We start from the raw sequence: 24,027 nt of genomic DNA on the forward strand, positions 1-24,027 counted from the left end.
GCATGGTGGCGACGCAGGTCGTGCGGTCGGAGTGGACCAAGATCCGGTCGGTGGCATCCACGGTGTGGACGCTCTCCCTGGCGGTGGTCGTCACCATCGCGCTCGGCATGCTGATCTCGGCCCTGTCGAGGAGCGAGTTCGACTCGATGAGCGCGCGGGACCGCCTCTCCTTCGACCCGACCTTCATCAGCTTCGCCGGGATGAGCCTCGGCCAGCTCGCGATGATCGTGTTCGGGGTACTGGTGGTGTCGAACGAGTACAGCACCGGCATGATCCGGGCCTCGCTGGCGGCCGTGCCCCAGCGCGGCACCTTCCTGTTCAGCAAGCTCGCGGTGGCCACCGCGCTCGCGCTCGTCGTCGCCATGGCCACCAGCTTCGCCGCCTTCTTCCTCGGCCAGGCGATGCTCGGCGACCTCAAGGCGTCCATCGGCGACGACGGAGTGCTGCGGGCGGTGATCGGCGGCGGCCTCTACATGACGCTGATCGCGCTGTTCTCGATGGGCGTCGCCGCGATGCTGCGCTCCCCCATGCTGTCGCTCGGCATCCTGATGCCCTTCTTCTTCCTGATCTCCAACATCCTCGGCAACGTCGACGCCACGAAGAAGGTCGGCCGGTTCCTGCCCGACCAGGCCGGCAGCAAGATCATGCAGGTGGTCCCGCCCGTCGACGACACCACACCGTACGGGCCCTGGGGCGGCCTGGGCATCATGGCGCTGTGGGTGATCGCCGCGGTGACCGGCGGTTACGTACTGCTGAAGAAGCGGGACGCACAGTGAAAGGGGTGCGGGGCCTGTTTTTACCCGGCCTTGGGCGGAACCGTCAGCGCCCCGATATCCTCCTAACCCTTACGGGGGCGTGTGCCCCGCTGTCCTGAACCTTTCGATGGGTGCGGAGCATGATCGAGGCAGTCGGCCTGACCAAGCGGTACGGCGACAAGACCGCTGTGTACAACCTTTCCTTCCATGTGCGTCCGGGTGCCGTCACCGGGTTCCTGGGTCCGAACGGCTCGGGCAAGTCGACGACGATGCGGATGATCCTCGGTCTGGACAACCCCAGCGCGGGTCAGGTCACGATCGGCGGCTATCCGTACCGCAAGCTGCCCAACGCTCCCCGTCAGGTCGGCGCGCTGCTGGACGCCAAGGCGGTGCACGGCGGCCGGACCGCCCGCAACCATCTGCTGAGCCTCGCCCAGCTGTCGGGCATCCCGGCCCGGCGCGTGGACGAGGTGCTGGGCGTGGTGGGCCTGCACGACGTGGCGCGCAGACGGTCGAAGGGCTTCTCCCTCGGCATGGGCCAGCGGCTCGGCATCGCCGCCGCGCTGCTCGGCGATCCCCAGGTGCTGCTGTTCGACGAACCCGTCAACGGCCTCGACCCCGAGGGCATCCTGTGGGTCCGCAACCTGATGAAGTCGCTCGCCTCGGAGGGCCGTACGGTCTTCGTCTCCTCCCACCTGATGAGCGAGATGGCGCTGACCGCCGACCACCTGATCGTGATCGGCCGCGGACAGTTGATGGCCGACATGAGCGTGAAGGACTTCATCTCGGCCAACTCCGCCGACTTCGCACGGGTGCGCACGCCGGACACCGATCCGCAACAGCGCGAGAAGCTGTCCGCGGCGATCACCGAGGCCGGCGGGCACGTGCTGCCCGAGCAGGACGGCGGACTGCGGGTGACGGGACTGCCGCTGCCCCGCATCAGTGACATCGCCCACGACAGCGACGTACGGCTGTGGGAGCTGTCGCCGCACCAGGCCTCCCTGGAGGAGGCCTACATGCGGATGACGCAGGGTGCCGTCGACTACCGCTCGACCATCGACCAGAGGGAAGGGCTCCAGCAGCCGATGCCGCCCGGCATGCAGCCGCCGACGCCGGTCCCGGGCCAGGGCCAGCCCGGCTGGTACGCGCCTCCCCCGCCGCAGCAGGGCGGGCAGCCCTTCGGGGCGCCCGTAGGGGCCCCCGCGGGCCCCTACGGCGCTCCGGGCGCCCCTGGAACGGCCCCGGGCGTCCCTGCTCCCCATCCGTACGCGCAGCCCGCCCCGCAGGCGGCCCCGGCTCCGGCCGTGCCGCCGGCCGCCGCGCCTCCGTCCGCCCCCGCCGCCGACCTGACCAAGCCCGAGGACGCCCGATGAGCACGCCCCCGCCCCCGATGCCGCAGAGCGCCGCACCCGAATGGCAGGCGGCACCCGGATCCGCGTATCCCTCCCAGCCGACGTACGCCGGCTACACCTCGCCGATCCCGGTGGTGCGCACGCACTTCGGGCACGCGATCGCCTCCGAGTGGACGAAGATCAAGTCCGTGCGCTCCACGATGTGGACGCTGGGCGTGTTCGTCCTGCTGGTGATCGGCATCGGTCTGCTGACCGGTGTCGTGGTCGCGAGCTCCGACCCCGACCTGGGCGGCGAGAGCCCGCTGTCCCTCGGCTTCTTCGGGCTGCTGCTCGGCAGCATGTGCGTCATCACACTGGGCGTGCTGACCACGGCCTCGGAGTACGGCACCGGCATGATCCGCACCACGATGGTCGCCTGTCCCTCACGCGGACGGGTGCTCGTGGCGAAGGCCCTGGTGTTCTTCCTGCTCGCCTTCGCGGTGACCCTGGTGTGCGCGACGCTCATCGGCTTCCTGCATGTGGCGCTGCTGGAGGACTACAACGCCAAGGACCCCTCCGGCACGGAGTGGTTCAAGGGCACGGTCGGCGTCTCGCTGTACCTGGCGCTGCTGGGCACGCTGTCGCTGGCGATCGGTTCGGTCATCCGGCACTCGGCGGGCGCCATCACCGTCATGATCGGCGCCGTGCTCGCCCCGCTGGTGATCGCGCTGTTCATGTTCTCGGACTCGCTCCGGGACGTTCAGCAGGCGCTGTTCGAGTACTCCATCCCGAACCAGATGAGCATCTTCTACGCCAACTCCTTGAGCGAATCCGGCCCGTCCGGCTGGGACCCGCTGTGGATCATGCTGGTCCTCACGGCGGTCGCGCTCGGCGGAGCCTTCACCCTGCTGCAGAAGCGGGACGTATAGCGCGGTTCAGAACCTCGGCGCGTCACGGGACCGCCGCACCCGAGTGGTGCGGCGGTCCTTCGCGTTCCAGCACGCCTTGTGCCAGTGCCGGCGGTCGGCGACGCCCGAGTGCTCCGGCCAGGCCACCACGTGCGGCACCCCGTCCGGGATCAACTGGTCGCAGCCCGGGCAGCGGTAGGCCTTGCCCTGGGCACTGGCCCCCGCCACGGGCCGTACGCTCCACTCCTCGCCCCGCCAGCTCTCCGTGGAATGCCAGCCGCCGTAGCGTCCGGAACGATCGTCCTCGGCGCTCCGGCCGGACGAACCGGCTCCCTTGGGTCGGTTGCGACGCGGGGACACAGGACACCTCACGGGCTGTACGGGATGCTGGGGCCGCGTCCAGCCTACGCGGCACGGGCAGGGGTACGCGTACGACACCGACCGTCACAGGTCCCCTCCGGGTGATGCGGTGCCCCCCGGCACGGCTCATTCTGCAGACAATCCGCAAAATCGCTCACCCGGCCGTGTCCTCGGCACGTGTCGGACGGTTATGCCCTGCGGGGGAGCTCCGCGTCGGAGCCAAGGAAGCAGGAAAGCAATGCGCGTTGGAAGTTTCGTGTTGGCCGCCCAGTTCCCCGGGCAGGGTGAGGGAGAGGCGCTGCACCGCGCGGTCCGCTCGGCCGAGGTGGCCGAGGAGGCGGGGCTCGACACGGTCTGGCTGGCCGAGCACCACTTCGTGCCCTACGGCACCTGCCCGTCCGCCGTCACACTGGCCGCGCTGTTGCTCGGCCGCACCCGCCGGCTGCGGGTCGGTACGGCGGTGAGTGTGCTGCCCACCGTCCACCCCGTCGCCCTCGGCGAACAGGCCGCGCTGCTGCACATCACCAGCGGCGGCCGGTTCTCCCTGGGCCTCGGGCGCGGCGGGCCGTGGGTGGACCTGGAGGTGTTCGGGGCCGGACTGGAGGCCCACGAAAAGGGGTTCCCTGAATCACTCGATCTGCTGGTGCGCTGGCTGCGCGAACCCTCCGTCGGGGCGGACGGCGAGCGGTACCGCTTCCGCGAGGTGCCGGTCGTCCCGCGCCCGTCGGAGTCCCTGACCGAGACCGAGGGCCCGGAGGTGGTGGTCGCGTGCACGTCCCCGGCGAGCGTACGGCTGGCCGCCGAGCGCGGGCTGCCGATGCTGCTCGGCATGCACGTCGGAGACGAGGAGAAGGCCGAGATGGTCGCCCTGTGGCGGCAGCACGCGCGCGCCAGCGGCCGGCCGTCTGGGGAGATCCACCGCGCGGCCCACGTCTCGGCCGGTGTCTGCCAGATCGCGGACCGGCGCACGGACGCGGCGGAGACGCTGCTGAAGGCAATGCCCGGCTGGCTGAGGCAGGGGCTTGAGGCCCATGTCACGGTGGACGGGCGGCAGCGGCAGATGCGCGACCCGCTGGCGTACACCGAACTGCTCTGCGGGCTGCACCCGGTGGGCACCCCGCGGCTGTGCGCCGACCGGCTCGCCGCGACCAGCGAGCGGACCGGCATCTCCCGCTTCGCCCTGCTCGTCGAGGGCTCCGGCGATCTGGCGGCGACGGAGGAGAACGTACGGCGGCTCGGGGCCGAGGTACTCCCCCAGCTCGTCTAGGACCTGTCGGGCCGGGGTTCACGGAGGCTTGCCGCCCCGGTACGAACCGCACCTCCCGCGTACGGAGCGGCAAGCAAACGATGGCGAGTCAGCAGTCGCGCAGTTCCGGCGACTGGTTCAGCAACTGGTTGCGCACCGAGGTGAAGCGGGCCAGCGTCTCGTCGACCGAGGAGTCAAGCGGGAACACAGCCACCCGGTGGCAGTTCTGGAAGGCCAGCCGTACACCGAAGTGCCGTTGCAGCGCGCCGCGTATCGCGTCACTCGCGAGCGCACGCAGCAGCTGACCGCGTGCCTGCTCGTCCGGCGGGGGCGTCTGGTTGTCGGCGAAGGGTCCGCCGTCCACCTTCAGCTGGGCCACCAGGGAGCTGATCATCTCCCATGCGAAGGGCAGGGAGGTCCGGACGCAGTCGACGAATTCAGCTTCGTCGACCTCGCCTCGCTCGGCCTTCTCGAGTAGGGCCGGTGAGACGTCGAGCGACATGGGTTCTCCTCTCGCACCCCCAACGAGCAGGGGTTGCCTGACAGATAGGGGAGTGCGCGATATCAGACACGCTGCGTACACAGTTCGCGACCTCCCGTTCAATACCGTAAGCAACGGACGGTGACGGCACCAGGAGAATGCCCGGATGCGGTTCTTCCCGTGGGCTGGTAATCGGCCATCACCGAACACGCGTTTTCCAGGAGATTCAGGACGCGTCGCATGGGTCGCACGGGGCGGCCGTGAAGGCGGATCGCCTCCACCCCTGCCGGTCGAGTAGCGTTGCCGACCATGCGTCTCGTCATTGCCCGCTGCTCCGTGGACTACGCCGGGCGGCTCACCGCGCACCTGCCGTCGGCACCCCGTCTGATCCTGGTCAAGGCGGACGGCAGCGTCTCGATCCATGCCGACGACCGGGCCTACAAGCCCCTGAACTGGATGTCGCCGCCCTGCACGCTGAAGGAGGGCTCCGGCGAGGAAGAGGGCGTCTGGACCGTCGTCAACAAGGCGGGTGAGAAGCTCATCATCACGATGGAGGAGATCCTCCACGACTCCTCGCACGAACTGGGTGTCGATCCCGGCCTGATCAAGGACGGCGTGGAAGCACACCTCCAGGAGCTGCTCGCCGACCGCATCGACACCCTCGGCGAGGGCTACACGCTCATCCGCCGCGAGTACATGACCGCGATCGGCCCGGTCGACATCCTGTGCCGGGACGCCGAGGGAGGGACCGTCGCGGTGGAGATCAAGCGGCGCGGCGAGATCGACGGCGTGGAACAGCTCACGCGCTACCTGGAGCTGCTCAACCGCGATCCCCATCTGGCCCCGGTGCGCGGCGTCTTCGCCGCCCAGGAGATCAAGCCGCAGGCCCGGGTCCTCGCAACCGACCGGGGCATCGGCTGCCAGGTCCTCGACTACAACGCGCTGCGGGGCATCGAGGACGACAAGCTGCGCCTGTTCTGAGGCACACACCGGTACGCCGCGACAGGCCGAGGGCCGGGTCCCGTTCGGGAACCCGGCCCTCACGCGTGACCGCGACGGGTCAGATCACCGTCTCCGACGTGCTGGGCGTGCCCGCGCCGCTGCTCTGCGGGGCGTCGGCGGAGGTGCTCGTCTCCACGGGGTCGGACGACGTCGGGCCACCGGCGGCGTCGCTGGTGGACGGCGGTGGCTCGGAGCTGGCAGGCGGCTCCGAGGTCGGGGGCTCGGACGTCGGGGGCTCGGACGTCGGCGGCTCCGAGGTCGGGGGCTTGGACGTCGGGGGCTTCTGGCTGGTCGACGGCTTCGACGTCGGTGGCTTCGACGTCTTCGTCGGATCGTCCGGCTTCCTGGTGCCGCTGGGCTCGTCCGAGGGCTCGTCCGAAGCCGTCGCCGTCGGCTTCGGATCGTCGGAGGTCCCCAGCGTGCCGTCCGCTCCCGGATCCGTCGGCCGGCTGGTGGCGTCCCCGGTGTCGCCGTCGTCGCTCTCGGCCGCCGGGTCGGCGCCGAGGCTGCCGTCGTCGATGCCCTGGCTCGCGGACGGGTTGACGCCGACGTTCTCCGACGGCGTACCGGCGTCGTTCTCGGACGTGGCGCCGAGGGTGACCACCGTGCCCAGCACGGCGACGAGCAGGGCGCCGGCGCCGGCCGCGACCAGGTTGCGCCGGGCCAGGCTCTTCAGACCGCCGCCCGGCCTGTCCTGGGGCGTGGCCGCTGACGGCACCGTGCGGCTGACGAGCAGGGCGGCGTCGGCGGGCGGCTGGAGCTCCGGGAACGCCGTGGGCACCCCGCGTGGTGGTGAGGCCGACTCCTCGAAGCGGGCCTCGGGCACCTCCTCCCCCGCGGTCGGCGCGATCGCCAGCGGAGTGCCGGAGCGGTCGGCGACCAGGGCGAGGGCCCGGCGCCCGGCGACGGTGCCGCGCTTGTCGGCGAGGGCACCGCGCAGCCCGGTGGACGCCTCCAGTTCGGTGCGCGCCCGGTCGAGCTGCCCGGAGCACAGCGCGTGGATGCCGAGCTCGTGGTGGAAGTAGGCCTGTTCACCGACATCGCCGGCCAGCCGGGCGGCCTCCGCACCGGCCCGCAGCGCCTTCTCCCAGGCGCTCCAGTGCAGCCCCGAGGCGAACGCCGGTGCGGCGGTGCGTGCGAGCTGTACGGCGGTGCTGGGCTCCCCCTCGGTGGTGGCCGAGGTGAGCGGCGAGAGCACGGCGAGCGCGGCGAGCACCGCGTCGGCCTCGGCGCACACCCGTTCCGGGGTGACCGAGGGGTGCCCGGTCCACCAGGCGTAGTGCTGGGCGGCGGCGCGGGCCTGGGCCTCGGCCTCGTCGGCGTACCCGGCGGCCTCCAGCTGGGCCGGCACCCCAGCGGCGAGCCGGTAGCGGGAGCCGACCGGGGAGACGAGTCCGCAGGCGGCCAGCTCGCCGAGGGCGGCGTCGGCGTGGGTGTCGCCCACCAGGGCGGGCAGATGCGCCTGATGGGGCACCTCGCCGCCGAGCGCGACGGCGAAGCGCAGGGTGGCGCGGGCGGATGCACTGAGCCGCGAGGCGAGCAGCGGAGCGGGTGCGGCGGCCTCGCCGAGCGAGGGCAGCGGTACCTCGTCGACGTCGCCGTCGGCGAGGTCGTAGGACGCCTCCTCCGGCCGTACGTCCTCGAAGACGCCGTACTCGTCGACGGCGCCGGCGCCGACCCGCAGCCGGTCGCGCTGCCGCAGCAGGGCGCCGGCCTGGACGAAGCGCAGTGGCAGGCCCTCGGACTCGAACCAGAGGTCGCCTGCCCAGTTCGACTCGTCCTCGGTGAGACTGCGGCCGACGGCGTGTTCGAGCAGATCGAGGCCGGCCGCGCGGTCGAGGCCGGAGAGGACGACCTCCTCGATGCCGGCGTCGGCGGACGGCTCGGGCACGTCCGGAGACGCGCCGAAAAGGAAGGCGCACTCGGGGGTGGCGTCCAGGAGTCCGTCGAGGGCGGCACCGCCGATCTCGAGGTCGTCCAGGACGACGACGGCGCCGATCTCGCGGACGCGCTCGACGAGTTCGTCCCGCTCGGGGCGGTGCAGGGGTGCCTTGTGGGCGGCGTAGAAGAGGTCGTACAGCAGATCGTCGGCGGAGCGGCGCAGTCCGTTCAGCCGGACGACGCCCTCGGGTGCGAGGTCGGCGCAGTCCTCGGCGACGACGTCGAGGAGCCGGGTGCGGCCGGAGCCGGCCGGGCCGGTGAGGCGAACGGAGCGGCCGCGGGCGAGCAGCCGGACCAGCTTCTCGCGCTCGTCCTGACGGGCCAGCAGGGGCAGCGCGGGCTGCGCGGGGCCCGGCGGGACGGGCGGCCTGGCCCCGCGTCCGACCTCGGCGCGCTCCGCCTCGGTGAGCTTCTCGGGGCGGGCCGGCCGTTCGGCGGGCGGGCAGGGCTCGATCTCGCTGCCGTCGACGGGGTTGACGGTCAGCAGGAAGTCTCCGGAGACCAGCTGCACCGTGCGGGCGAGTGCCGGTGCGTGCTGTCCGAAGTCCGAAGTGAGGGATTCCCGGGGAGGACGCTGACGCGGCGCACTCCTGTCACCGCCGTGGCCGTACTCCTCGGGTCCCGGGATGTTCGGGTCCATAGGTCCTAGCCCCCAAAAGCGTTGTGGCTGAAGCCCTCCCCGGCCTCGCTGCACACCGCGCGCTGTCGCTTCTGGTCCGGGCCCGCTCGAGGGTTGCAAGGCAGCGGGCAGCCGAACCCTAAACCCTCGCTCAGTATCTACGACAGTCCGGGGTACAGCGCGGTCCGAGACATCACAGTCTCGTGAGGATTGTGCGCGGGTCACACAGTTCGCCAAGGCCGGCCCTGGTCTGCGGGTCGTCCGTCGCGTACGCGTGCGGCCTCACACGCGGGGCAGCGAGTCCACCCCGATGCCCCCTTCGATCGCCAGGATCCGGTGCAGCCGGGTGGCCACCAGCAGGCGCTGCATCTGCGGCGGTACGTCACGCAGCACCAGGCGCCGGCCGCAGCGGCCGGCCCGTCGGTGGGCTCCCATGATCACGCCGAGTCCGGTGGCGTCCCAGGAATCCAGATCGGACAGGTCCAGTACCAGGTCGCCGGCTCCGTCGTCGACGGCCGAGTGCAGGACCGTACGGGCGTCCGCCGCGCTGCGGACGTCGAGGCGGCCCCCGACGACCAGCTCGGCGTGGTCGCCCCTGATGTACATATGCGCTCCCGTGATCCGTCTCGTGCTCCGTGTTTCCGTGTCTTCCGTCAGGCCGGTGATGCAACCTCAGACTGCGTGGCGGCCGCGGAGGTTGCTGCCTGTAAGCGAACCGATACCGAATTCACCCCGGCGTGTGATGCACGCCGGGGTGAGTGCGCGGTGTCAGTGCTCGTAGAAGCCCTGCCCGCTCTTGCGCCCGATGTCACCGGCGTCAACCATCCGGCGCATCAGCTCGGGGGCGGCGAACTTCTCGTCCTGGGACTCGGTGTAGATGTTGTCGGTGGCGTGCAGCAGGATGTCGACGCCGGTCAGGTCGGCGGTGGCCAGCGGTCCCATGGCGTGGCCGAAGCCCAGCTTGCAGGCCAGGTCGATGTCCTCGGCACTCGCCACGCCCGACTCGTACAGCTTGGCGGCCTCGACGACGAGGGCGGCGATGAGACGGGTGGTGACGAAACCCGCGACGTCACGGTTGACGACGATGCAGGTCTTGCCGACCGACTCGGCGAACTCCCGCGTCCTGGCGAGGGTTTCGTCGCTCGTCTTGTAGCCGCGCACCAGCTCGCACAGCTGCATCATCGGCACCGGCGAGAAGAAGTGGGCGCCGACGACCCGCTCGGGGCGCTCCGTCACGGCCGCGATCTTGGTGATCGGGATGGCGGACGTGTTGGAGGCGAGTACGGCGTCCTCGCGCACGATCTTGTCGAGCGCCCGGAAGATCTCGTGCTTGACCTCGAGCTTCTCGAAGACGGCCTCGACGACGACGTCCGCGTCCGCGCAGGCGTCCAGGTCGGTGGTCGCGGTGATGCGGCCGAGGGCGGCTTCGGCGTCCGCCGCCTCCAGCCTGCCCTTGTTCACGAACTTCTCGTACGACGCCTTGATCCCGTCGGTGCCCCGCGTCAGCGCCTCGTCGGTGACGTCACGCAGGACGACCTCCCAGCCCGCCTGGGCGGAGACCTGGGCGATGCCGGACCCCATGAGACCGGCCCCGATGACGGCGAGCTTGCGTGCCACTGTGAGACTCCCCTGAATACGCGCTGTCTTGTTCTCCAGGAGCGGACATTAGCGTTCGCGGGGCGCTGTGTGACCGGTAAGTAACGCGCGTCACGTCTCACATGACGGACATCACACCAACGGGGCCGGAAAGCGCTTCGTACGGCCTCGTTGGGCCCGCTCGCCCCACCGTGTCACTGGCCACACCCGTGCTCGGGACCGCCGCGGCGTCACTAGGCTGGTTCCATGGTCAACCTGACGCGTATCTACACCCGGACCGGCGACAAGGGCACCACCAACCTCGGTGACATGAGCCGGGTGCCCAAGACCGATCTGCGGATCTCCGCCTACGCCGACACCAACGAGGCGAACGCGGTGATCGGCACGGCGATCGCCCTGGGCGGCCTTCACGAGGAGGTCGCCGGAGTCCTCACCCGTGTGCAGAACGACCTGTTCGACGTGGGCGCGGACCTGTCGACGCCGGTCACGGAGAACCCGAAGTACCCGCCGCTGCGGGTCGAGCAGTTCTACGTCGACCGGCTGGAGGCGGACTGCGACCGCTTCAACGAGCAGCTGGAGAAGCTGCGGTCCTTCATCCTGCCCGGCGGCACCGCGGGTGCGGCCCTGCTCCACCAGGCCTGCACGGTCGTGCGCCGGGCCGAGCGCTCCACCTGGGCTGCTCTCGAGGCGCACGGCGAGACCATGAACCCCCTCACCGCCACCTATCTCAACCGCCTCTCGGACCTGCTGTTCATCCTGGCCCGCATCGCCAACAAGGAGACCGGCGACGTGCTGTGGGTGCCGGGCGGGGAGCGCTGAGCCGCCTCTCGCGGCTCAGCGCCGGGCGCTCCCCCGCTCACCCGCGACCCGGTCCCGGTACTCGTCCGCCGGGGCCTTCTTCGGCCAGATCCAGTACGCCAGGGCCACGAGGCCGTGGATGCCGGCGATCCGCCAGGCCGTGGAGCGCCAGTCCTCGAGGGACGTGACGCGGGCCGGGTCGTCGACGTACCAGATGGCGAGTTGGAGCAGCGCGGTCGCCACGGCGGCGCCCGTCAGGGTGCCCAGCCAGACCCTGGTCTCGTGCCGGGCGCGGGCCATGCCGTAGCGCGGCGGGCCGGGTGGCCTGGGCGCACCGCCCAGGCGGTGGGCGGCGTGGCCGTCGAGCCACGTCACCGTGCGGTGGCCGTGGCCCACGGTGTAGCCGATGTAGAGGGCGGCCAGGCCGTGGGTCCAGTTCGGCTCCGCACCATTCTTCAGGTCCAGGGCGGTGACGACCAGCAGGACGACCTCCAGCAGCGGCTCGCACAGCAGCAGGGCCAGGCCGGTGCGCGGCATCCTCAGCAGGTACCGGAACGCCAGTCCGGCCGCCAGCAGCACCCAGAAGCCGATCTCGCAGGCGGCGATCAGGGCGACAATCACGGTTGACTCCTCTCGGTCGCCCTTCCAGGCTCCCGTGCCCGGCGGCCCGGGGCGTCGTCGCCGGCGACGAACTCGCGGTACATCGAAAGATGCAGTCCAGGACCGTTCCCGGGGATCAGGCGCCGGGTGCGCGCACCGTGTTGGATGGTGCCATGGCCGTACGACTGTCCCGCCCCCACCGTTTCGACGTCCGGGTCGCGCTCGCCGGCCTGCTCGGCGGGACGCTGCTGTGGGGCTTCGGGCTGGGCGTGCGGAAGGCGGACGATCCGCTCGTGCTCTTCGACGGCCGCTGGCCGCTCCTGGTGCCGCTCGCCGTGATGGCCGGCTGCGAACTGCTGCGCCGCGCCGCCCCGCGCACCGCCCTGCTGGCCGGCACGCTGGCGCTGGCCGCGGACACGACGACCCAGGGCAGCATCGTCACGCTCGTGATGTACACCGACCTGATGTACGCCGCCGTCCTGTACGGGACGCCCGGCGCCGCCCGTCGCATCCCCTGGATCACCGGACTGCTCAGCGTCGTCGGCACGGTGGTGCCCTACGCGGTGTGGCAGGAACCCGAGGCGCTGCTGATCGGGTTCGCGGTCGGCGTCCTGACGTTCGCGCCCGCGTCGACCGGTCTGATCGTGCGCAACCACCGTGAGGCCGCCGACTCGGCCCGGCTGCGCGCCGAGCAGACCGCGCTGCTCGCGGAGATGGACCGCACTCAGGCGGTGACCGCGGAACGCGCCCGCATGGCCCGCGAGTTGCACGACATGGTCGCCAACCACCTCTCCGCGATCGCCATCCACTCCACGGCCGCACTCTCCCTGGACGACCCCGGGACCTCCAGGGAGGCGCTCGGCGTGATCCGGGAGAACAGCGTTCAAGGACTGTCCGAAATGCGACGGCTCATCGGCATCCTGCGCAACAAGGACGACGACCGTGAACCGGCGGCGACCCCGACCCTCGACAGTCTCGGCACCCTGGTCGAGGGCGCCCGCGCCAACGGCCTCGACGTCACCCTCGACGCCACCTACGGCGATGTCCCGGCGCCGGTCGAGCTGGCCGCGTACAGGATCGTGCAGGAGTCGCTCACGAACGCGCTCAAGCATGCCGCGCCGGGGACGGTCACCGTGTGCCTGCGCCGGCCGGCCGATGCCCTCGACATCCGGGTGACCAGCCACTGCGGCGGGCGGGACACCCCGCGCGCACCGGGCTCGGGGGCCGGTCTCGTCGGCATGCGGGAGCGTGCCGCCCTGCTGGACGGCACGTTCGAGGCCGGTCCGGAGAGCGGCCCCGAGGGCAAGCTGTGGGTGGTACGCGCCACCCTCCCCGTCACCGACATCACGCTGGGAGAGACCTGATGATCCGCGTCCTGGTCGCCGAGGACCAGTCCGCCGTCCGCGCGGGGCTTGTCCTGATCCTGGGCAGCGCCCCCGGCATCGAGGTCGTCGGCGAGGCGGCGGACGGTGAGCAGGCGGTCGCGCTCGCCCGTGAACTCCGTCCCGACCTGGTGCTGATGGACGTACAGATGCCGCGTCTGGACGGGGTGTCGGCGACCCGCCAGGTGGTTGGCGAAGGGCTCGCCGACGTGCTCGTGCTGACCACGTTCGACCTCGACGAGTATGTGTTCGGGGCGCTGCGGGCCGGTGCCGCCGGGTTCCTGCTGAAGAACACGGAGGCGAAGGACCTCATCTCGGCGGTGCGCACGGTGGCGGGCGGCGAGGGCATCGTCGCCCCGGCCGTCACCCGGCGGCTGATCGCCGAGTTCGCCGCGAAGCCCACGCGGCCGGTGACGGCCGATCCCGCGGTGCTGGACTCCCTCACGCGGCGCGAGCGCGAGGTGCTGTCGTGTCTCGGCGAGGGGCTGTCCAACGCGGGCATCGCGACGCGTCTCGACATGGCCGAGGCCACGGTGAAGACGCACGTCAGCCGCCTGCTGGGCAAGCTGGAGCTGCGCAGCCGAGTGCAAGCCGCGGTGCTGGCGCAGGAGTTGGGGATCTGAGCACGTCAGGGGCGAACCGCGAGGACAGTGGTCCAGACCTATTGACCTGTGGTCCAGACCTTTCTATTCTCGCGGCACTGCGGGCGTGATGGCTCAGTCACGTCCACAACGGCTTCTCCCCATAAGGAGGCGCAGCATGCGCTTCAGACACAGAGCCGCCGCAGGGTTCGCGACCCTGCTGCTCCCCGTCGCCGGCCTCGTCGGCCTCGCGAGCCCGGCCGAGGCCGCGACCTCGGCGACCGCCACCTTCGCCAAGACCCAGGACTGGGGCTCGGGCTTCGAGGGCAAGTGGACGGTGAAGAACACCGGCACCACCACGATCAACTCCTGGACCGTCGAGTGGGACTTCCCCTCCGGCACGAAGGTCACCTCCGCCTGGGACGCCACGGTCACCCATTCCGGTGACCACTGGACCGGCAAGAACGTCGGCTGGAACGGCACCCTCGCCCCCGGGGCGTCGGTCAGCTTCGGTTTCAACGGCAGCGGCTCCGGCTCCCCCTCCGGCTGCAAGCTCAACGGCGGCAGCTGTGACGGCACCTCCGTCCCCGGGGACGAGGCCCCCTCCGCCCCCGGCACCCCGACCGCCTCCGACGTGACCGACACCTCGGTGAAGCTGTCCTGGCCGGCGGCCACCGACGACAAGGGCATCAAGAACTACGACGTCCTGCGCGACGGCGCCACCGTCGCCACGGTGACCGGCACCTCGCACACGGACACCGGCCTGTCCAAGGGCACCGACTACTCCTACACCGTGCAAGCCCGGGACACCGCCGACCAGACCGGCCCGGCCAGCGGCGCGGTGAAGGTCCACACCACCGGCAGCACCGAGGAACCGCCGCCCCCCGGCGAGAAGGTCAACCTCGGCTACTTCACCGAGTGGGGCGTCTACGGCCGCAACTACCACGTCAAGAACCTGGTGACGTCCGGCTCGGCCGCCAAGATCACCCACATCAACTACGCGTTCGGCAACGTCGTGGGCGGCCAGTGCAAGCTCGACGACTCCTACGCCGCCACCGACAAGGCCTACACCGCCGACCAGTCCGTCAGCGGTCAGGCCGACACCTGGGACCAGCCCCTGCGCGGCAACTTCAACCAGCTGCGCCAGCTGAAGGCGAAGTACCCGCACATCAAGGTGCTGTACTCCTTCGGCGGCTGGACCTACTCCGGCGGCTTCGGCCAGGCCGCGCAGAACCCGGCCGCCTTCGCCAAGTCCTGCAAGGCCGTGGTGGAGGACCCACGCTGGGCCGATGTCTTCGACGGCATCGACATCGACTGGGAGTACCCGAACGCCTGCGGTCTGACCTGTGACACCAGCGGTCCGGCGGCCTTCAAGAACCTCTCCCAGGCCCTGCGCGCCGAGTTCGGCGAGGACTACCTGATCACCGCCGCCATCACCGCGGACGGCTCCGACGGCGGCAAGATCGACGCGGCCGACTACGGCGGCGCCGCCCAGTACCTCGACTGGTACAACGTGATGACGTACGACTACTTCGGCGCCTGGGACAAGACCGGCCCGACCAACCCCCACTCGCCGCTGACCTCGTTCAACGGCATCCCGAAGGAGGGCTTCAACTCGGCCGCCGCCATCGCCAAGCTGAAGGCGAAGGGCGTCCCGGCGAGCAAGCTGCTGCTCGGCATCGGCTTCTACGGCCGCGGCTGGACCGGTGTCACCCAGGCCGCCCCCGGTGGCTCGGCCACCGGACCGGCCCCCGGCACCTATGAGGCGGGCATCGAGGACTACAAGGTCCTCAAGAACAGCTGCCCGGCCACCGGCACCATCGCCGGCACGGCCTACGCCCACTGCGGCAACAACTGGTGGTCCTACGACACCCCGGCCACCATCGGCTCCAAGATGGCCTGGGCCAAGAACCAGGGCCTCGGCGGCGCCTTCTTCTGGGAGTTCAGCGGGGACACCACGAACGGTGAGCTCGTGAGCGCCATGGACAACGGGCTGAACTAGCCGAAGGAGAGGGCACGGTCACAGGACCGCAGCCACAGGACCGCCCCCGGACGCCGTCGTCCGGGGGCGGTCCCGCGTCCGGTGACCCGGGGGGTCAGGTGTTGCAGCCGTTGACCGACGCGGCGAGACCGTCCAGGGCGTCCTTGATGTCGTCGTTGGGGGCGGTGGAGCCGTTCTCCACGAAGGAGAAGACCTTCCAGCGCCCGTCCTCCCCCTGCGTGATGCCGCTCAGGGCGATCGCGCCGGTGAGGGTGCCGGTCTTGCCCCTGACCTCCCCGACCGCGCACTGCGAGTCCGCGGTGTCGAACCGGCCCCACTCGGGCCCCAGCGTGCCGCCCGCCTCGCCGGCGACGGGCAGACCGTCCGCGACGTGCCGGAGGACACCCCTGTGGCGGGGGTCGGTGGTCAGGTCGAGGATGTCGGCGAGGGTCCGCGCCGGGATGCGGGTGGCGCGGGACAGCCCGCTGCCGTCGTACATCTCGAAGTTCTCCATGGACACGCCGTACGTCCCGCTCAGCACGTCCCGCACGACCGCCGTGCCGTCCTCGAAGGTGGCCGCGCGGCCGGCGCCGAGCGCGGTCGTCCGCAGCAGCGACTCGGCGATGTTGTTGTCACTCACCTTGAGCATGTGCTTGACGATCGTGGACAGCGCGTCCGACCGGTGCTCTGCCACGAGGGCGTCGCCCTCCCCGGCCACACCGCGGGTGACGTCGCCGCTGACCGTGACGCCCCGGTCGGCGAGCAGTCCGGCGAAGACCTCGCCCGCGTCCAGAGCGGTGTCCTCGACCGCGTGTCCGTCCACCACCAGGGAGCGCACCGGTGCGATCTCGCTCGGGTAGTAGCCGTCGTTCCAGCCGGTGGCGAGGGTGGGCTCGGGAAAGAGGCTGTCGTCGACGCGTACCTCGGCCGAGGTGAGACCGGCGTTGTCCAGCCCCGCTACCGCGGCATCGGCCAGGGCGCCCAGGTCCTCGGTGGTCAGCGTGCGGTCTCCCCCGCCGACGAGGGTGAGCGTGCCGTCGGCGTAGACGACCTTGGTGGTGAACCGGTGGTCGGGGCCGAGGACGGTCAACGCGGCGGTGGCGGTGGCGAGTTTGGTGTTGGAGGCGGGCATCAGCGCGGTGGCCGCGTTGTGGTCCCAGATCACCTCGTCCGAGGCGGCGTCGATGACGACACCGCTGAGCCGGGATCCCAGCCGCGGGTCGTCGATCCGCGCGTCGAGGGCGTCCACGATGCCCTGGTCCACGGAGACGGTGCCGGTGTCGGGGTCGGTGTCGGTCGCGCCGGGCCGGACGGACTTCTTGAACACCGGCCGGTCGGCGGAGTCGGGCCGGACGGACTTCACGAACGCCGGCTCGTCCTCGGGCGAGTCGGACGGCTCGGCCAGACGTGCGGAGACGCCTTCGGTGCCCCCGGCATCACCGGCATCCCCGGACTGAAGCAGAAAGCCCTCGTGGGAGTGTTCCTGGGGGATGCCGAAGGTGTTGGCGTCGGCGGCGAAGGCGGACGGCGCGCCCATGATCGTCGCGGCGATGGGGGCCGTCGCCGCGACCACGATCGCTCGGCGGACCGACGGATTCGCCTCTCTGGGCTTGCGGTGACGGCCACTGCTGGTGGTGACACCCGGAAAGCTGGGCGGCATGGGGGGATCCTCACGTGGGATGGATCGAACCAAGACGTTCGAATGCTGTCCCAAGCACAACCGCTGAAGGGCCGGATCGGTTCAATGTCACGGTCGGGCGAGCGCGGAGAAACCGTGTGGCTTCGGCCACATCGGATCCGCTGTCCGTTCACCCCGGCCCACCCACCGGTGGGATCAGGCCACGTTCACCCTCTGGCCGGGCGGGGCCGCCTCGAGCCACGCGAGGAAACCGGTCAGCGCGTCGTCGCTCATCGCGAGCTCCAGACGTGTGCCCCGGTGCAGACAGGCGAGGACCACCGCGTCCGACAGCAGTGCCAGTTCCTCCTCGCCCTCGGGCAGGCGGCGGCCGGCCACCTCGATCGCGGAGCGTTCCAGGACACGGCGCGGGCGGGGCGCGTACGAGAAGACGCGGAACCACTCCACCCGGTCGCCGTTGTAGCGGGCCACCCCGTACGCCCAGCCCTTGCCGCCGGAGTCACCGGCGACCTCGGGGGCGTCCCAGCGCAGGCTGCAGTCGAAGGTCCCACCGGAACGCTGGATGAGCCGGCGGCGCAGACCGAAGACGAAGAGCCCCGCCACCACGAGCACCACGACAATTCCGCACACAGTCAGAGCGAGGACCATCGACACCGACCTCCTCGTCTCCTAGGTAACGGAACGGAAAAATCATCCAGATCTGCCTCAGCCGCGGTCGGCTCCGGATCGCTCCGGTGCCGGCCGCGGCTGAGTGACGTCAACGCATCGGGGTGGTATCAGCGCCCCGCCGTCGCCGCTCGCAGGCGGACATCCGCGCGGCGCTCGGCCTCGGGGTCGTCCTCCGCCTTCGCACGGGCGAGTTCCTGCTCCGCGCTCCTGACGTCGATCTCGTCCGACAGCTCGGCGGTCTCGGCCAGCAGCGACAGCTTGTCGTCCGCGAACGAGATGAAACCGCCGTGCACCGCGGCGACGACCGTCCCGCCCTCGCGCGTACGGATGGTCACCGGGCCCGACTCCAGCACACCGAGCAGCGGCTGGTGACCGGGCATGACGCCGATGTCGCCGGACGTGGTGCGCGCGACGACCAGGGTGGCCTCGCCGGACCAGACCTCTCGGTCGGCCGCGACCAGCGCGACGTGCAGCTCAGCAGCCAAGGTGGCTCCTCGGGTCACCACCCGGCGGTTGTGCCGGGTGTTGGTTACAAGTCTAGTAGTGGAAGAGGGGGCGGGACGTGCCCGCCCCCTCAAGAGTGAGCCGGAAGCTCACATCGGAAACCCGGGGGTCAGGAGACGCCCAGTTCCTTCGCGTTCTTCTTCAGGTCCTCGATGCCACCGCACATGAAGAACGCCTGCTCCGGGAAGTGGTCGTACTCACCGTCGCAGATCGCGTTGAACGCGGCGATCGACTCGTCCAGCGGCACGTCCGAACCGTCCACGCCGGTGAACTGCTTGGCGACGTGGGTGTTCTGGGACAGGAAGCGCTCCACGCGACGGGCACGGTGGACGACGAGCTTGTCCTCCTCGCCGAGCTCGTCGATACCGAGGATCGCGATGATGTCCTGCAGGTCCTTGTACTTCTGCAGGATGTTCTTCACGCGCAGCGCGGCGTTGTAGTGGTCCGCCGCGATGTACCGCGGGTCGAGGATGCGGGACGTCGAGTCCAGCGGGTCCACGGCCGGGTAGATGCCCTTCTCGGAGATCGGACGGGAGAGCACCGTCGTCGCGTCGAGGTGGGCGAAGGTGGTGGCCGGGGCCGGGTCGGTCAGGTCGTCCGCGGGGACGTAGATCGCCTGCATCGAGGTGATCGAGTGACCACGGGTCGAGGTGATGCGCTCCTGGAGCAGACCCATCTCGTCGGCCAGGTTCGGCTGGTAACCCACCGCGGAGGGCATACGGCCGAGCAGGGTCGACACCTCGGAACCGGCCTGGGTGAAGCGGAAGATGTTGTCGATGAAGAACAGCACGTCCTGCTTCTGGACGTCACGGAAGTACTCGGCCATGGTGAGGCCGGCCAGCGCGACGCGCAGACGGGTGCCCGGGGGCTCGTCCATCTGGCCGAAGACCAGCGCGGTCTTGTCGATGACGCCCGACTCGCTCATCTCGTCGATGAGGTCGTTGCCCTCACGGGTGCGCTCACCGACGCCGGCGAACACCGACACGCCGTCGTGGTTGTTGGCGACGCGGTAGATCATCTCCTGGATGAGCACCGTCTTGCCGACGCCGGCACCACCGAACAGACCGATCTTTCCACCCTTGACGTACGGGGTGAGGAGGTCGATGACCTTGACGCCGGTCTCGAACATCTCGGTCTTCGACTCGAGCTCGTCGAAGTTCGGCGCCTTGCGGTGGATCGGCCAGCGCTCGCCCGTGTACTTCTCGTCGGAGTTCAGCACCTCACCGAGGGTGTTGAACACCTTGCCGGTGGTGAAGTCGCCGACCGGCACGGAGATGGCGGAACCCGTGTCGGTCACCGGGGCCTGGCGGACCAGACCGTCGGTGGGCTGCATGGAGATGGTGCGGACCAGGCCGTCACCCAGGTGCTGGGCGACCTCGAGGGTCAGCGTCTTGAGCTCACCCTCCTTGGCCGGGTCGGCGACCTCGACGTGGAGGGCGTTGTAGATCTCCGGCATCGCGTCGACGGGGAACTCCACGTCGACGACCGGGCCGATGACCCGGGCGACGCGGCCCGTGGCCGTCGCGGTCTCAACAGTGGTGGTCATTAGTTGTCACTCCCCGCGTTCGCGTCGGCCAGGGCACTGGCGCCACCGACGATCTCGCTGATTTCCTGGGTGATTTCGGCCTGGCGGGCCGCGTTGGCAAGACGGGAGAGCGTATTGATCAGCTCACCCGCGTTGTCGGTGGCCGACTTCATCGCGCGCCGCGTGGCGGCGTGCTTCGAAGCGGCCGACTGGAGCATCGCGTTGTAGATCCGGCTCTCGACGTACCGCGGCAGCAGCGCGTCGAGGACGTCCTCCGCCGACGGCTCGAAGTCGTACAGCGGCAGGATCTCGCCCTTGGTGGCGCCCGCGGCGTCAGCCGCAGATGTCCCTGCCTGCGCGACCTCGTCGAGGCGCAGCGGAAGCAGCCGGGAGTCGACCGCCGTCTGCGTCATCATCGAGACGAACTCGGTGTAGACGATGTGGAGCTCATCCACGCCGCCGTCGCCGGTCTCGCCCTCGATGGCCTCGATCAGCGGGGCCGCGACCTTCTTGGCGTCCGCGTACGTGGGCTCGTCGGTGAAGCCCGTGAACATCTCCGCGATCTTGCGCTCGCGGAAGTTGTAGTGGGCCACGCCGCGCCGGCCGACGATGTACGTGTCGACCTGCTTGCCCTCGCGCTCCAGGCGCTCGGTCAGCTGCTCCGCCGCCTTGATGGCGTTGGAGTTGAAGGCGCCGGCCAGACCGCGGTCGCTCGTGAGGAGCAGGACCGCGGCACGGGTCGGGTTCTCCGCCTCCGTGGTCAGCGGGTGCTTGGTGTTCGACCCGGTTCCGACCGCCGTGACCGCGCGGGTGAGCTCCTGCGCGTACGGCGTGGAGGCCGCCACCTTGCGCTGCGCCTTGACGACGCGCGAGGCGGCGATCATCTCCATCGCCTTGGTGATCTTCTTGGTCGCGGTGACGGATCGGATGCGACGCTTGTAGACCCGGAGCTGGGCTCCCATGAGTCAGGTCCCTTCCTTACGTCACTTGGCGGCGGACGGGGCGTCCTCGCCGAGCAGCTTGCCGTCGCTGGTCTCGAACTGCTTCTTGAACTCCGCCACGGCGTCGGCGATCGCCTGGATCGTGTCGTCGGACATCTTGGCGCCCTCGCGGATGGAGGTCATGAGGCCCTGCTCCTTGCGGTGCAGGTACTCAAGCAGCTCCTTCTCGAAGCGGCGGATGTCGGCGACCGGCACATCGTCCATCCGGCCGGTGGTGCCGGCCCAGACGGAGACGACCTGGTCCTCGGTGGCCATCGGCTCGTACTGGTTCTGCTTCAGCAGCTCGACCATGCGCTGACCGCGCTCCAGCTGTGCCTTCGACGCGGCGTCCAGGTCGGAACCGAAGGCGGCGAACGCCTCCAGCTCACGGAACTGGGCGAGGTCCACGCGCAGACGGCCGGAGACCTGGCGCATCGCCTTGTGCTGGGCGGAACCACCGACTCGGGAGACGGAGATACCGACGTTCAGCGCGGGGCGCTGACCGGCGTTGAACAGGTCCGACTCCAGGAAGCACTGGCCGTCGGTGATGGAGATGACGTTGGTCGGGATGAACGCCGAGACGTCGTTGGCCTTGGTCTCGACGATCGGCAGACCGGTCATCGAGCCGGCGCCCTCCGCGTCGGAGAGCTTGGCGCAGCGCTCCAGCAGGCGGGAGTGCAGGTAGAAGACGTCACCCGGGTAGGCCTCACGGCCCGGCGGGCGGCGCAGCAGCAGCGACACGGCGCGGTAGGCGTCGGCCTGCTTCGACAGGTCGTCGAAGATGATCAGGACGTGCTTGCCCTCGTACATCCACTGCTGGCCGATGGCCGAGCCGGTGTACGGCGCCAGGTACTTGAAGCCGGCCGGGTCGGACGCCGGGGCGGCCACGATGGTCGTGTACTCCAGCGCGCCGTTCTCCTCCAGCGCACCGCGCACGGACGCGATGGTGGAGCCCTTCTGGCCGATGGCGACGTAGATGCAGCGGACCTGCTTCTTCGGGTCGCCGGAACGCCAGTTGTCACGCTGGTTGATGATCGTGTCGACGGCCAGGGCGGTCTTGCCGGTCTGGCGGTCGCCGATGACCAGCTGACGCTGACCACGGCCGATCGGGGTCATGGCGTCGACGGCCTTGTAGCCCGTCTCCATCGGCTCGTGCACCGACTTGCGCTGCATGACCGTGGGGGCCTGCAGTTCGAGGGCTCGGCGGCCCTGGGTCTCGATCTCGCCGAGGCCGTCGATCGGGTTGCCGAGCGGGTCGACCACACGGCCGAGGTAGCCCTCGCCGACGGCGACGGACAGAACCTCGCCGGTGCGGGTGACCGGCTGGCCCTCCTCGATACCGCTGAACTCACCGAGGACGACGGCACCGATCTCGCGCTCCTCGAGGTTGAGGGCGAGGCCGAGGGTGCCGTCCTCGAACTTCAGCAGCTCGTTGGCCATGGCCGAGGGAAGGCCCTCCACCTTCGCGATGCCGTCACCGGCAACGGTGACCGTACCGACCTCCTCGCGCGAGGCCGCGTCCGGCTTGTACGACTGGACGAAGTTCTCCAGCGCGTCCCGGATCTCCTCCGGCCGGATCGTGAGCTCCGCCATCTGAGTTCCCTGCTCTCCTTGTTGGGCCCGAAGTTTCACTTGGGGGGATGGGGACTCCCCCCTGAAAGAGGTGAATCCTCTGCACGGCCCAACCAGGGCCGTAAGTACGTACTACTTATTCAGAAATGTGCTGCTCAGCCCGCCAGCCGACGGCTCGCGTCCTCGAGCCGGTCCGCCAGGGAGCCGTTGATGACCTCGTCACCGACCTGCACCCGGATCCCGCCGAGGACACCGGGGTCGACGTCGAGGTTGAGATGCATCCGGCGGCCGTAGAGCTTCGCGAGGGCGTCGCCCAGGCGCTGCTTCTGCTGGTCGCTCAGCGGTACCGCGGAGGCGACCACGGCCACCATGCGGTCACGGCGCTCGGCGGCGAGCTTGGACAGGGACTCCAGTCCCGACTCCAGGCTACGTCCCCGGGGCGCGGTCACCAGACGCGTCACCAGACGCTCGGTGGCCGCGTTCGCCCTGCCCCCGAGCAGGCTGCGCAGCAGCTCGCTCTTGGAGGAGACGGGGGCGCTCCGGTTGGTCAGCGCGGCGCGCAGCTCGGTGCTGGAGGAGACGATCCGGCCGAACCGGAACAGCTCGTCCTCGACGTCGTCGAGCCCACCGGCCTTCTGGGCGGCGGTGAGGTCGGCGACGGCCGCCAGTTCCTCCAGCGCGTCCACCAGGTCGCGGGACTGCGACCAGCGGGAGCGCACCATGCCGGCCACCAGGTCCGCGGCGGGGCCGCTGACCTGCGAGCCGAGCAGGCGCCGGGCCAGTTCGGCCTTGGCCTCACCGGCCTGCGCCGGGTCGGTCAGGACCCGACGCAGCGACACCTCGCGGTCGAGCAGCGCGGTGACGGCGGCCAGCTCACCGGCGAGCGAGCCGGCGTCCGCGGACGTGGAGTCCGTCAGCGCGTCGAGACGCTCGCGTGCGGCTGCCAGGGCCTCGCGGCTCGCTCCGTTCATCGTGCGGCCTCGGCCTTCTGGTCGAGCTCGTCGAGGAAGCGGTCGATCACGCGGCTCTGCCGGGCGTGGTCCTCGAGGGACTCGCCGACGAGCTTGCCGGCCAGGTCAGTGGCGATCTTGCCGACGTCCTGGCGCAGCGCGGACGAGGCGGCCTTGCGGTCGGCCTCGATCTGCGTGTGACCGGCGGCAATGATCTCCTCGCGCTGCCGCTGGCCCTCGGCCCGCATCTCGGCGATGAGTGCGGCACCCTGCTCCTGCGCCTCCTGGCGCAGACGCGCGGCCTCGTGCCGGGCTTCGGCGAGCTGGGCCTTGTACTGCTCCAGGACGCTCTGGGCCTCGGTCTGCGCGGCCTCGGCCTTCTCGATACCGCCCTCGATGGCCTCGCGACGCTCTTCCAGGACCTTGTTGATGGTCGGGAGGAGCTTCTTGGCGAGGAACCCGAAGACGATGACGAAAGCGAGGAGGCCGATGACGATTTCCGGCCACGGCGGAATGAGGGGATTCTCCTTCTCACCCTCAGCCGCCAGGAAAACCAGGGCGGAGTTCACATCAGTGCCTTTCGTCGAAAGGGTCGGTCGTCGGGCTCGTC

The 24,027-nt window shown here is 70.4% G+C and carries 23 protein-coding genes; 9 read left to right on the top strand and 14 right to left on the bottom strand.

The window, feature by feature from the left end; translation table 11 throughout:
* Positions 1-2: 2 nt before the first annotated feature.
* From ACZ5C2_RS29905 to ACZ5C2_RS29915, 3 genes are all read left to right on the top strand, one after another.
* Positions 3-776, top strand: a complete 774-nt coding sequence (locus tag ACZ5C2_RS29905; protein ID WP_468798267.1) for an ABC transporter permease — start codon at positions 3-5, stop codon at positions 774-776.
* A gap of 119 nt (positions 777-895) precedes the next feature.
* Positions 896-2,128 (top strand): ABC transporter ATP-binding protein, encoded by a 1,233-nt coding sequence (locus tag ACZ5C2_RS29910; protein WP_468798270.1) that lies wholly within the window; start codon positions 896-898, stop codon positions 2,126-2,128.
* Complete coding sequence (locus tag ACZ5C2_RS29915) at positions 2,125-3,015, top strand: ABC-2 transporter permease (protein WP_468798273.1); 891 nt, start codon at positions 2,125-2,127, stop codon at positions 3,013-3,015. The genes ACZ5C2_RS29910 and ACZ5C2_RS29915 overlap by 4 nt, the downstream gene beginning before the upstream one ends.
* Positions 3,016-3,021: 6 nt before the next feature.
* Here the strand turns inward: ACZ5C2_RS29915 and ACZ5C2_RS29920 are convergent, their stop codons facing one another.
* Positions 3,022-3,354 carry an ATP/GTP-binding protein gene (locus tag ACZ5C2_RS29920; protein WP_468798276.1) on the bottom strand — a complete coding sequence of 111 codons (333 nt, stop codon included), beginning with the start codon at positions 3,352-3,354 and terminating at the stop codon, positions 3,022-3,024.
* Positions 3,355-3,592: 238 nt separating this feature from the next.
* On the opposite strand from ACZ5C2_RS29920, the gene ACZ5C2_RS29925 reads away from it, so the two are divergent.
* The gene (locus ACZ5C2_RS29925) at positions 3,593-4,621 is read left to right on the top strand and encodes an LLM class flavin-dependent oxidoreductase (protein WP_468798279.1); all 1,029 of its coding nucleotides are present in this window, start codon (positions 3,593-3,595) and stop codon (positions 4,619-4,621) included.
* 88 nt (positions 4,622-4,709) lie between these two features.
* Here ACZ5C2_RS29925 and ACZ5C2_RS29930 read toward each other — a convergent pair whose 3' ends face one another.
* The gene (locus tag ACZ5C2_RS29930; RefSeq protein ID WP_468798282.1) at positions 4,710-5,102 is read right to left on the bottom strand and encodes an SCO5389 family protein; all 393 of its coding nucleotides are present in this window, start codon (positions 5,100-5,102) and stop codon (positions 4,710-4,712) included.
* 288 nt (positions 5,103-5,390) lie between these two features.
* Between ACZ5C2_RS29930 and nucS the strand changes: the two genes are divergently transcribed.
* Complete coding sequence (nucS, locus tag ACZ5C2_RS29935; RefSeq protein ID WP_468798285.1) at positions 5,391-6,062, top strand: endonuclease NucS; 672 nt, start codon at positions 5,391-5,393, stop codon at positions 6,060-6,062.
* A gap of 79 nt (positions 6,063-6,141) precedes the next feature.
* On the opposite strand, the gene ACZ5C2_RS29940 is transcribed toward nucS, so the two are convergent.
* The 3 genes from ACZ5C2_RS29940 to ACZ5C2_RS29950 all read right to left on the bottom strand — a co-directional run bounded on the left by ACZ5C2_RS29940 (position 6,142) and on the right by ACZ5C2_RS29950 (position 10,260).
* Positions 6,142-8,664: an ATP-binding protein gene (locus ACZ5C2_RS29940; RefSeq protein ID WP_468798288.1), complete on the bottom strand. Its 2,523-nt coding sequence runs from the start codon at positions 8,662-8,664 to the stop codon at positions 6,142-6,144.
* 261 nt (positions 8,665-8,925) lie between these two features.
* Positions 8,926-9,249 carry an STAS domain-containing protein gene (locus ACZ5C2_RS29945; RefSeq protein WP_468798291.1) on the bottom strand — a complete coding sequence of 108 codons (324 nt, stop codon included), beginning with the start codon at positions 9,247-9,249 and terminating at the stop codon, positions 8,926-8,928.
* A 162-nt stretch (positions 9,250-9,411) separates the two neighbouring features.
* The gene (locus tag ACZ5C2_RS29950; RefSeq protein WP_468798294.1) at positions 9,412-10,260 is read right to left on the bottom strand and encodes a 3-hydroxyacyl-CoA dehydrogenase family protein; all 849 of its coding nucleotides are present in this window, start codon (positions 10,258-10,260) and stop codon (positions 9,412-9,414) included.
* Between the two features lie 225 nt (positions 10,261-10,485).
* Here ACZ5C2_RS29950 and ACZ5C2_RS29955 point away from each other — a divergent pair, with 225 nt between their 5' ends.
* Entirely contained in the window at positions 10,486-11,058 is a 573-nt protein-coding gene (locus ACZ5C2_RS29955; RefSeq protein ID WP_468798297.1) for a cob(I)yrinic acid a,c-diamide adenosyltransferase, read from the top strand.
* A 15-nt stretch (positions 11,059-11,073) separates the two neighbouring features.
* Here ACZ5C2_RS29955 and ACZ5C2_RS29960 read toward each other — a convergent pair whose 3' ends face one another.
* Positions 11,074-11,658, bottom strand: a complete 585-nt coding sequence (locus tag ACZ5C2_RS29960; RefSeq protein WP_468798300.1) for a hypothetical protein — start codon at positions 11,656-11,658, stop codon at positions 11,074-11,076.
* A 152-nt stretch (positions 11,659-11,810) separates the two neighbouring features.
* On the opposite strand from ACZ5C2_RS29960, the gene ACZ5C2_RS29965 reads away from it, so the two are divergent.
* From ACZ5C2_RS29965 to ACZ5C2_RS29975, 3 genes are all read left to right on the top strand, one after another.
* Complete coding sequence (locus ACZ5C2_RS29965) at positions 11,811-13,001, top strand: sensor histidine kinase (protein ID WP_468798303.1); 1,191 nt, start codon at positions 11,811-11,813, stop codon at positions 12,999-13,001.
* The gene (locus ACZ5C2_RS29970; protein ID WP_468798306.1) at positions 13,001-13,642 is read left to right on the top strand and encodes a response regulator; all 642 of its coding nucleotides are present in this window, start codon (positions 13,001-13,003) and stop codon (positions 13,640-13,642) included. Before ACZ5C2_RS29965 ends, ACZ5C2_RS29970 begins: the two co-directional genes overlap by 1 nt.
* A 136-nt stretch (positions 13,643-13,778) precedes the next feature.
* The gene (locus ACZ5C2_RS29975; protein ID WP_468798309.1) at positions 13,779-15,602 is read left to right on the top strand and encodes a glycosyl hydrolase family 18 protein; all 1,824 of its coding nucleotides are present in this window, start codon (positions 13,779-13,781) and stop codon (positions 15,600-15,602) included.
* A 94-nt stretch (positions 15,603-15,696) separates the two neighbouring features.
* On the opposite strand, the gene dacB is transcribed toward ACZ5C2_RS29975, so the two are convergent.
* The 8 genes from dacB to ACZ5C2_RS30015 form a co-directional block, all read right to left on the bottom strand.
* Positions 15,697-17,241, bottom strand: a complete 1,545-nt coding sequence (gene dacB, locus ACZ5C2_RS29980; protein ID WP_468798312.1) for a D-alanyl-D-alanine carboxypeptidase/D-alanyl-D-alanine endopeptidase — start codon at positions 17,239-17,241, stop codon at positions 15,697-15,699.
* 174 nt (positions 17,242-17,415) lie between these two features.
* A complete protein-coding gene (locus tag ACZ5C2_RS29985) occupies positions 17,416-17,865 on the bottom strand; it encodes a DUF2550 domain-containing protein (protein WP_468798315.1) in 450 nt (149 codons plus the stop codon).
* Positions 17,866-17,993: 128 nt separating this feature from the next.
* Positions 17,994-18,371 carry a F0F1 ATP synthase subunit epsilon gene (locus ACZ5C2_RS29990; protein ID WP_468798318.1) on the bottom strand — a complete coding sequence of 126 codons (378 nt, stop codon included), beginning with the start codon at positions 18,369-18,371 and terminating at the stop codon, positions 17,994-17,996.
* 128 nt (positions 18,372-18,499) lie between these two features.
* The gene (gene atpD, locus ACZ5C2_RS29995; protein WP_468798321.1) at positions 18,500-19,936 is read right to left on the bottom strand and encodes a F0F1 ATP synthase subunit beta; all 1,437 of its coding nucleotides are present in this window, start codon (positions 19,934-19,936) and stop codon (positions 18,500-18,502) included.
* Positions 19,936-20,877 (bottom strand): F0F1 ATP synthase subunit gamma, encoded by a 942-nt coding sequence (locus tag ACZ5C2_RS30000; RefSeq protein WP_468798324.1) that lies wholly within the window; start codon positions 20,875-20,877, stop codon positions 19,936-19,938. Before ACZ5C2_RS30000 ends, atpD begins: the two co-directional genes overlap by 1 nt.
* 21 nt (positions 20,878-20,898) lie before the next feature.
* The gene (gene atpA, locus ACZ5C2_RS30005; protein WP_468798327.1) at positions 20,899-22,488 is read right to left on the bottom strand and encodes a F0F1 ATP synthase subunit alpha; all 1,590 of its coding nucleotides are present in this window, start codon (positions 22,486-22,488) and stop codon (positions 20,899-20,901) included.
* 134 nt (positions 22,489-22,622) lie between these two features.
* Complete coding sequence (locus ACZ5C2_RS30010; protein WP_468798330.1) at positions 22,623-23,438, bottom strand: F0F1 ATP synthase subunit delta; 816 nt, start codon at positions 23,436-23,438, stop codon at positions 22,623-22,625.
* Positions 23,435-23,986, bottom strand: a complete 552-nt coding sequence (locus ACZ5C2_RS30015) for a F0F1 ATP synthase subunit B (RefSeq protein ID WP_468798332.1) — start codon at positions 23,984-23,986, stop codon at positions 23,435-23,437. Before ACZ5C2_RS30015 ends, ACZ5C2_RS30010 begins: the two co-directional genes overlap by 4 nt.
* Positions 23,987-24,027 lie beyond the last annotated feature (41 nt).

The organism is Streptomyces sp. NPDC031365 (genome assembly GCF_055569765.1).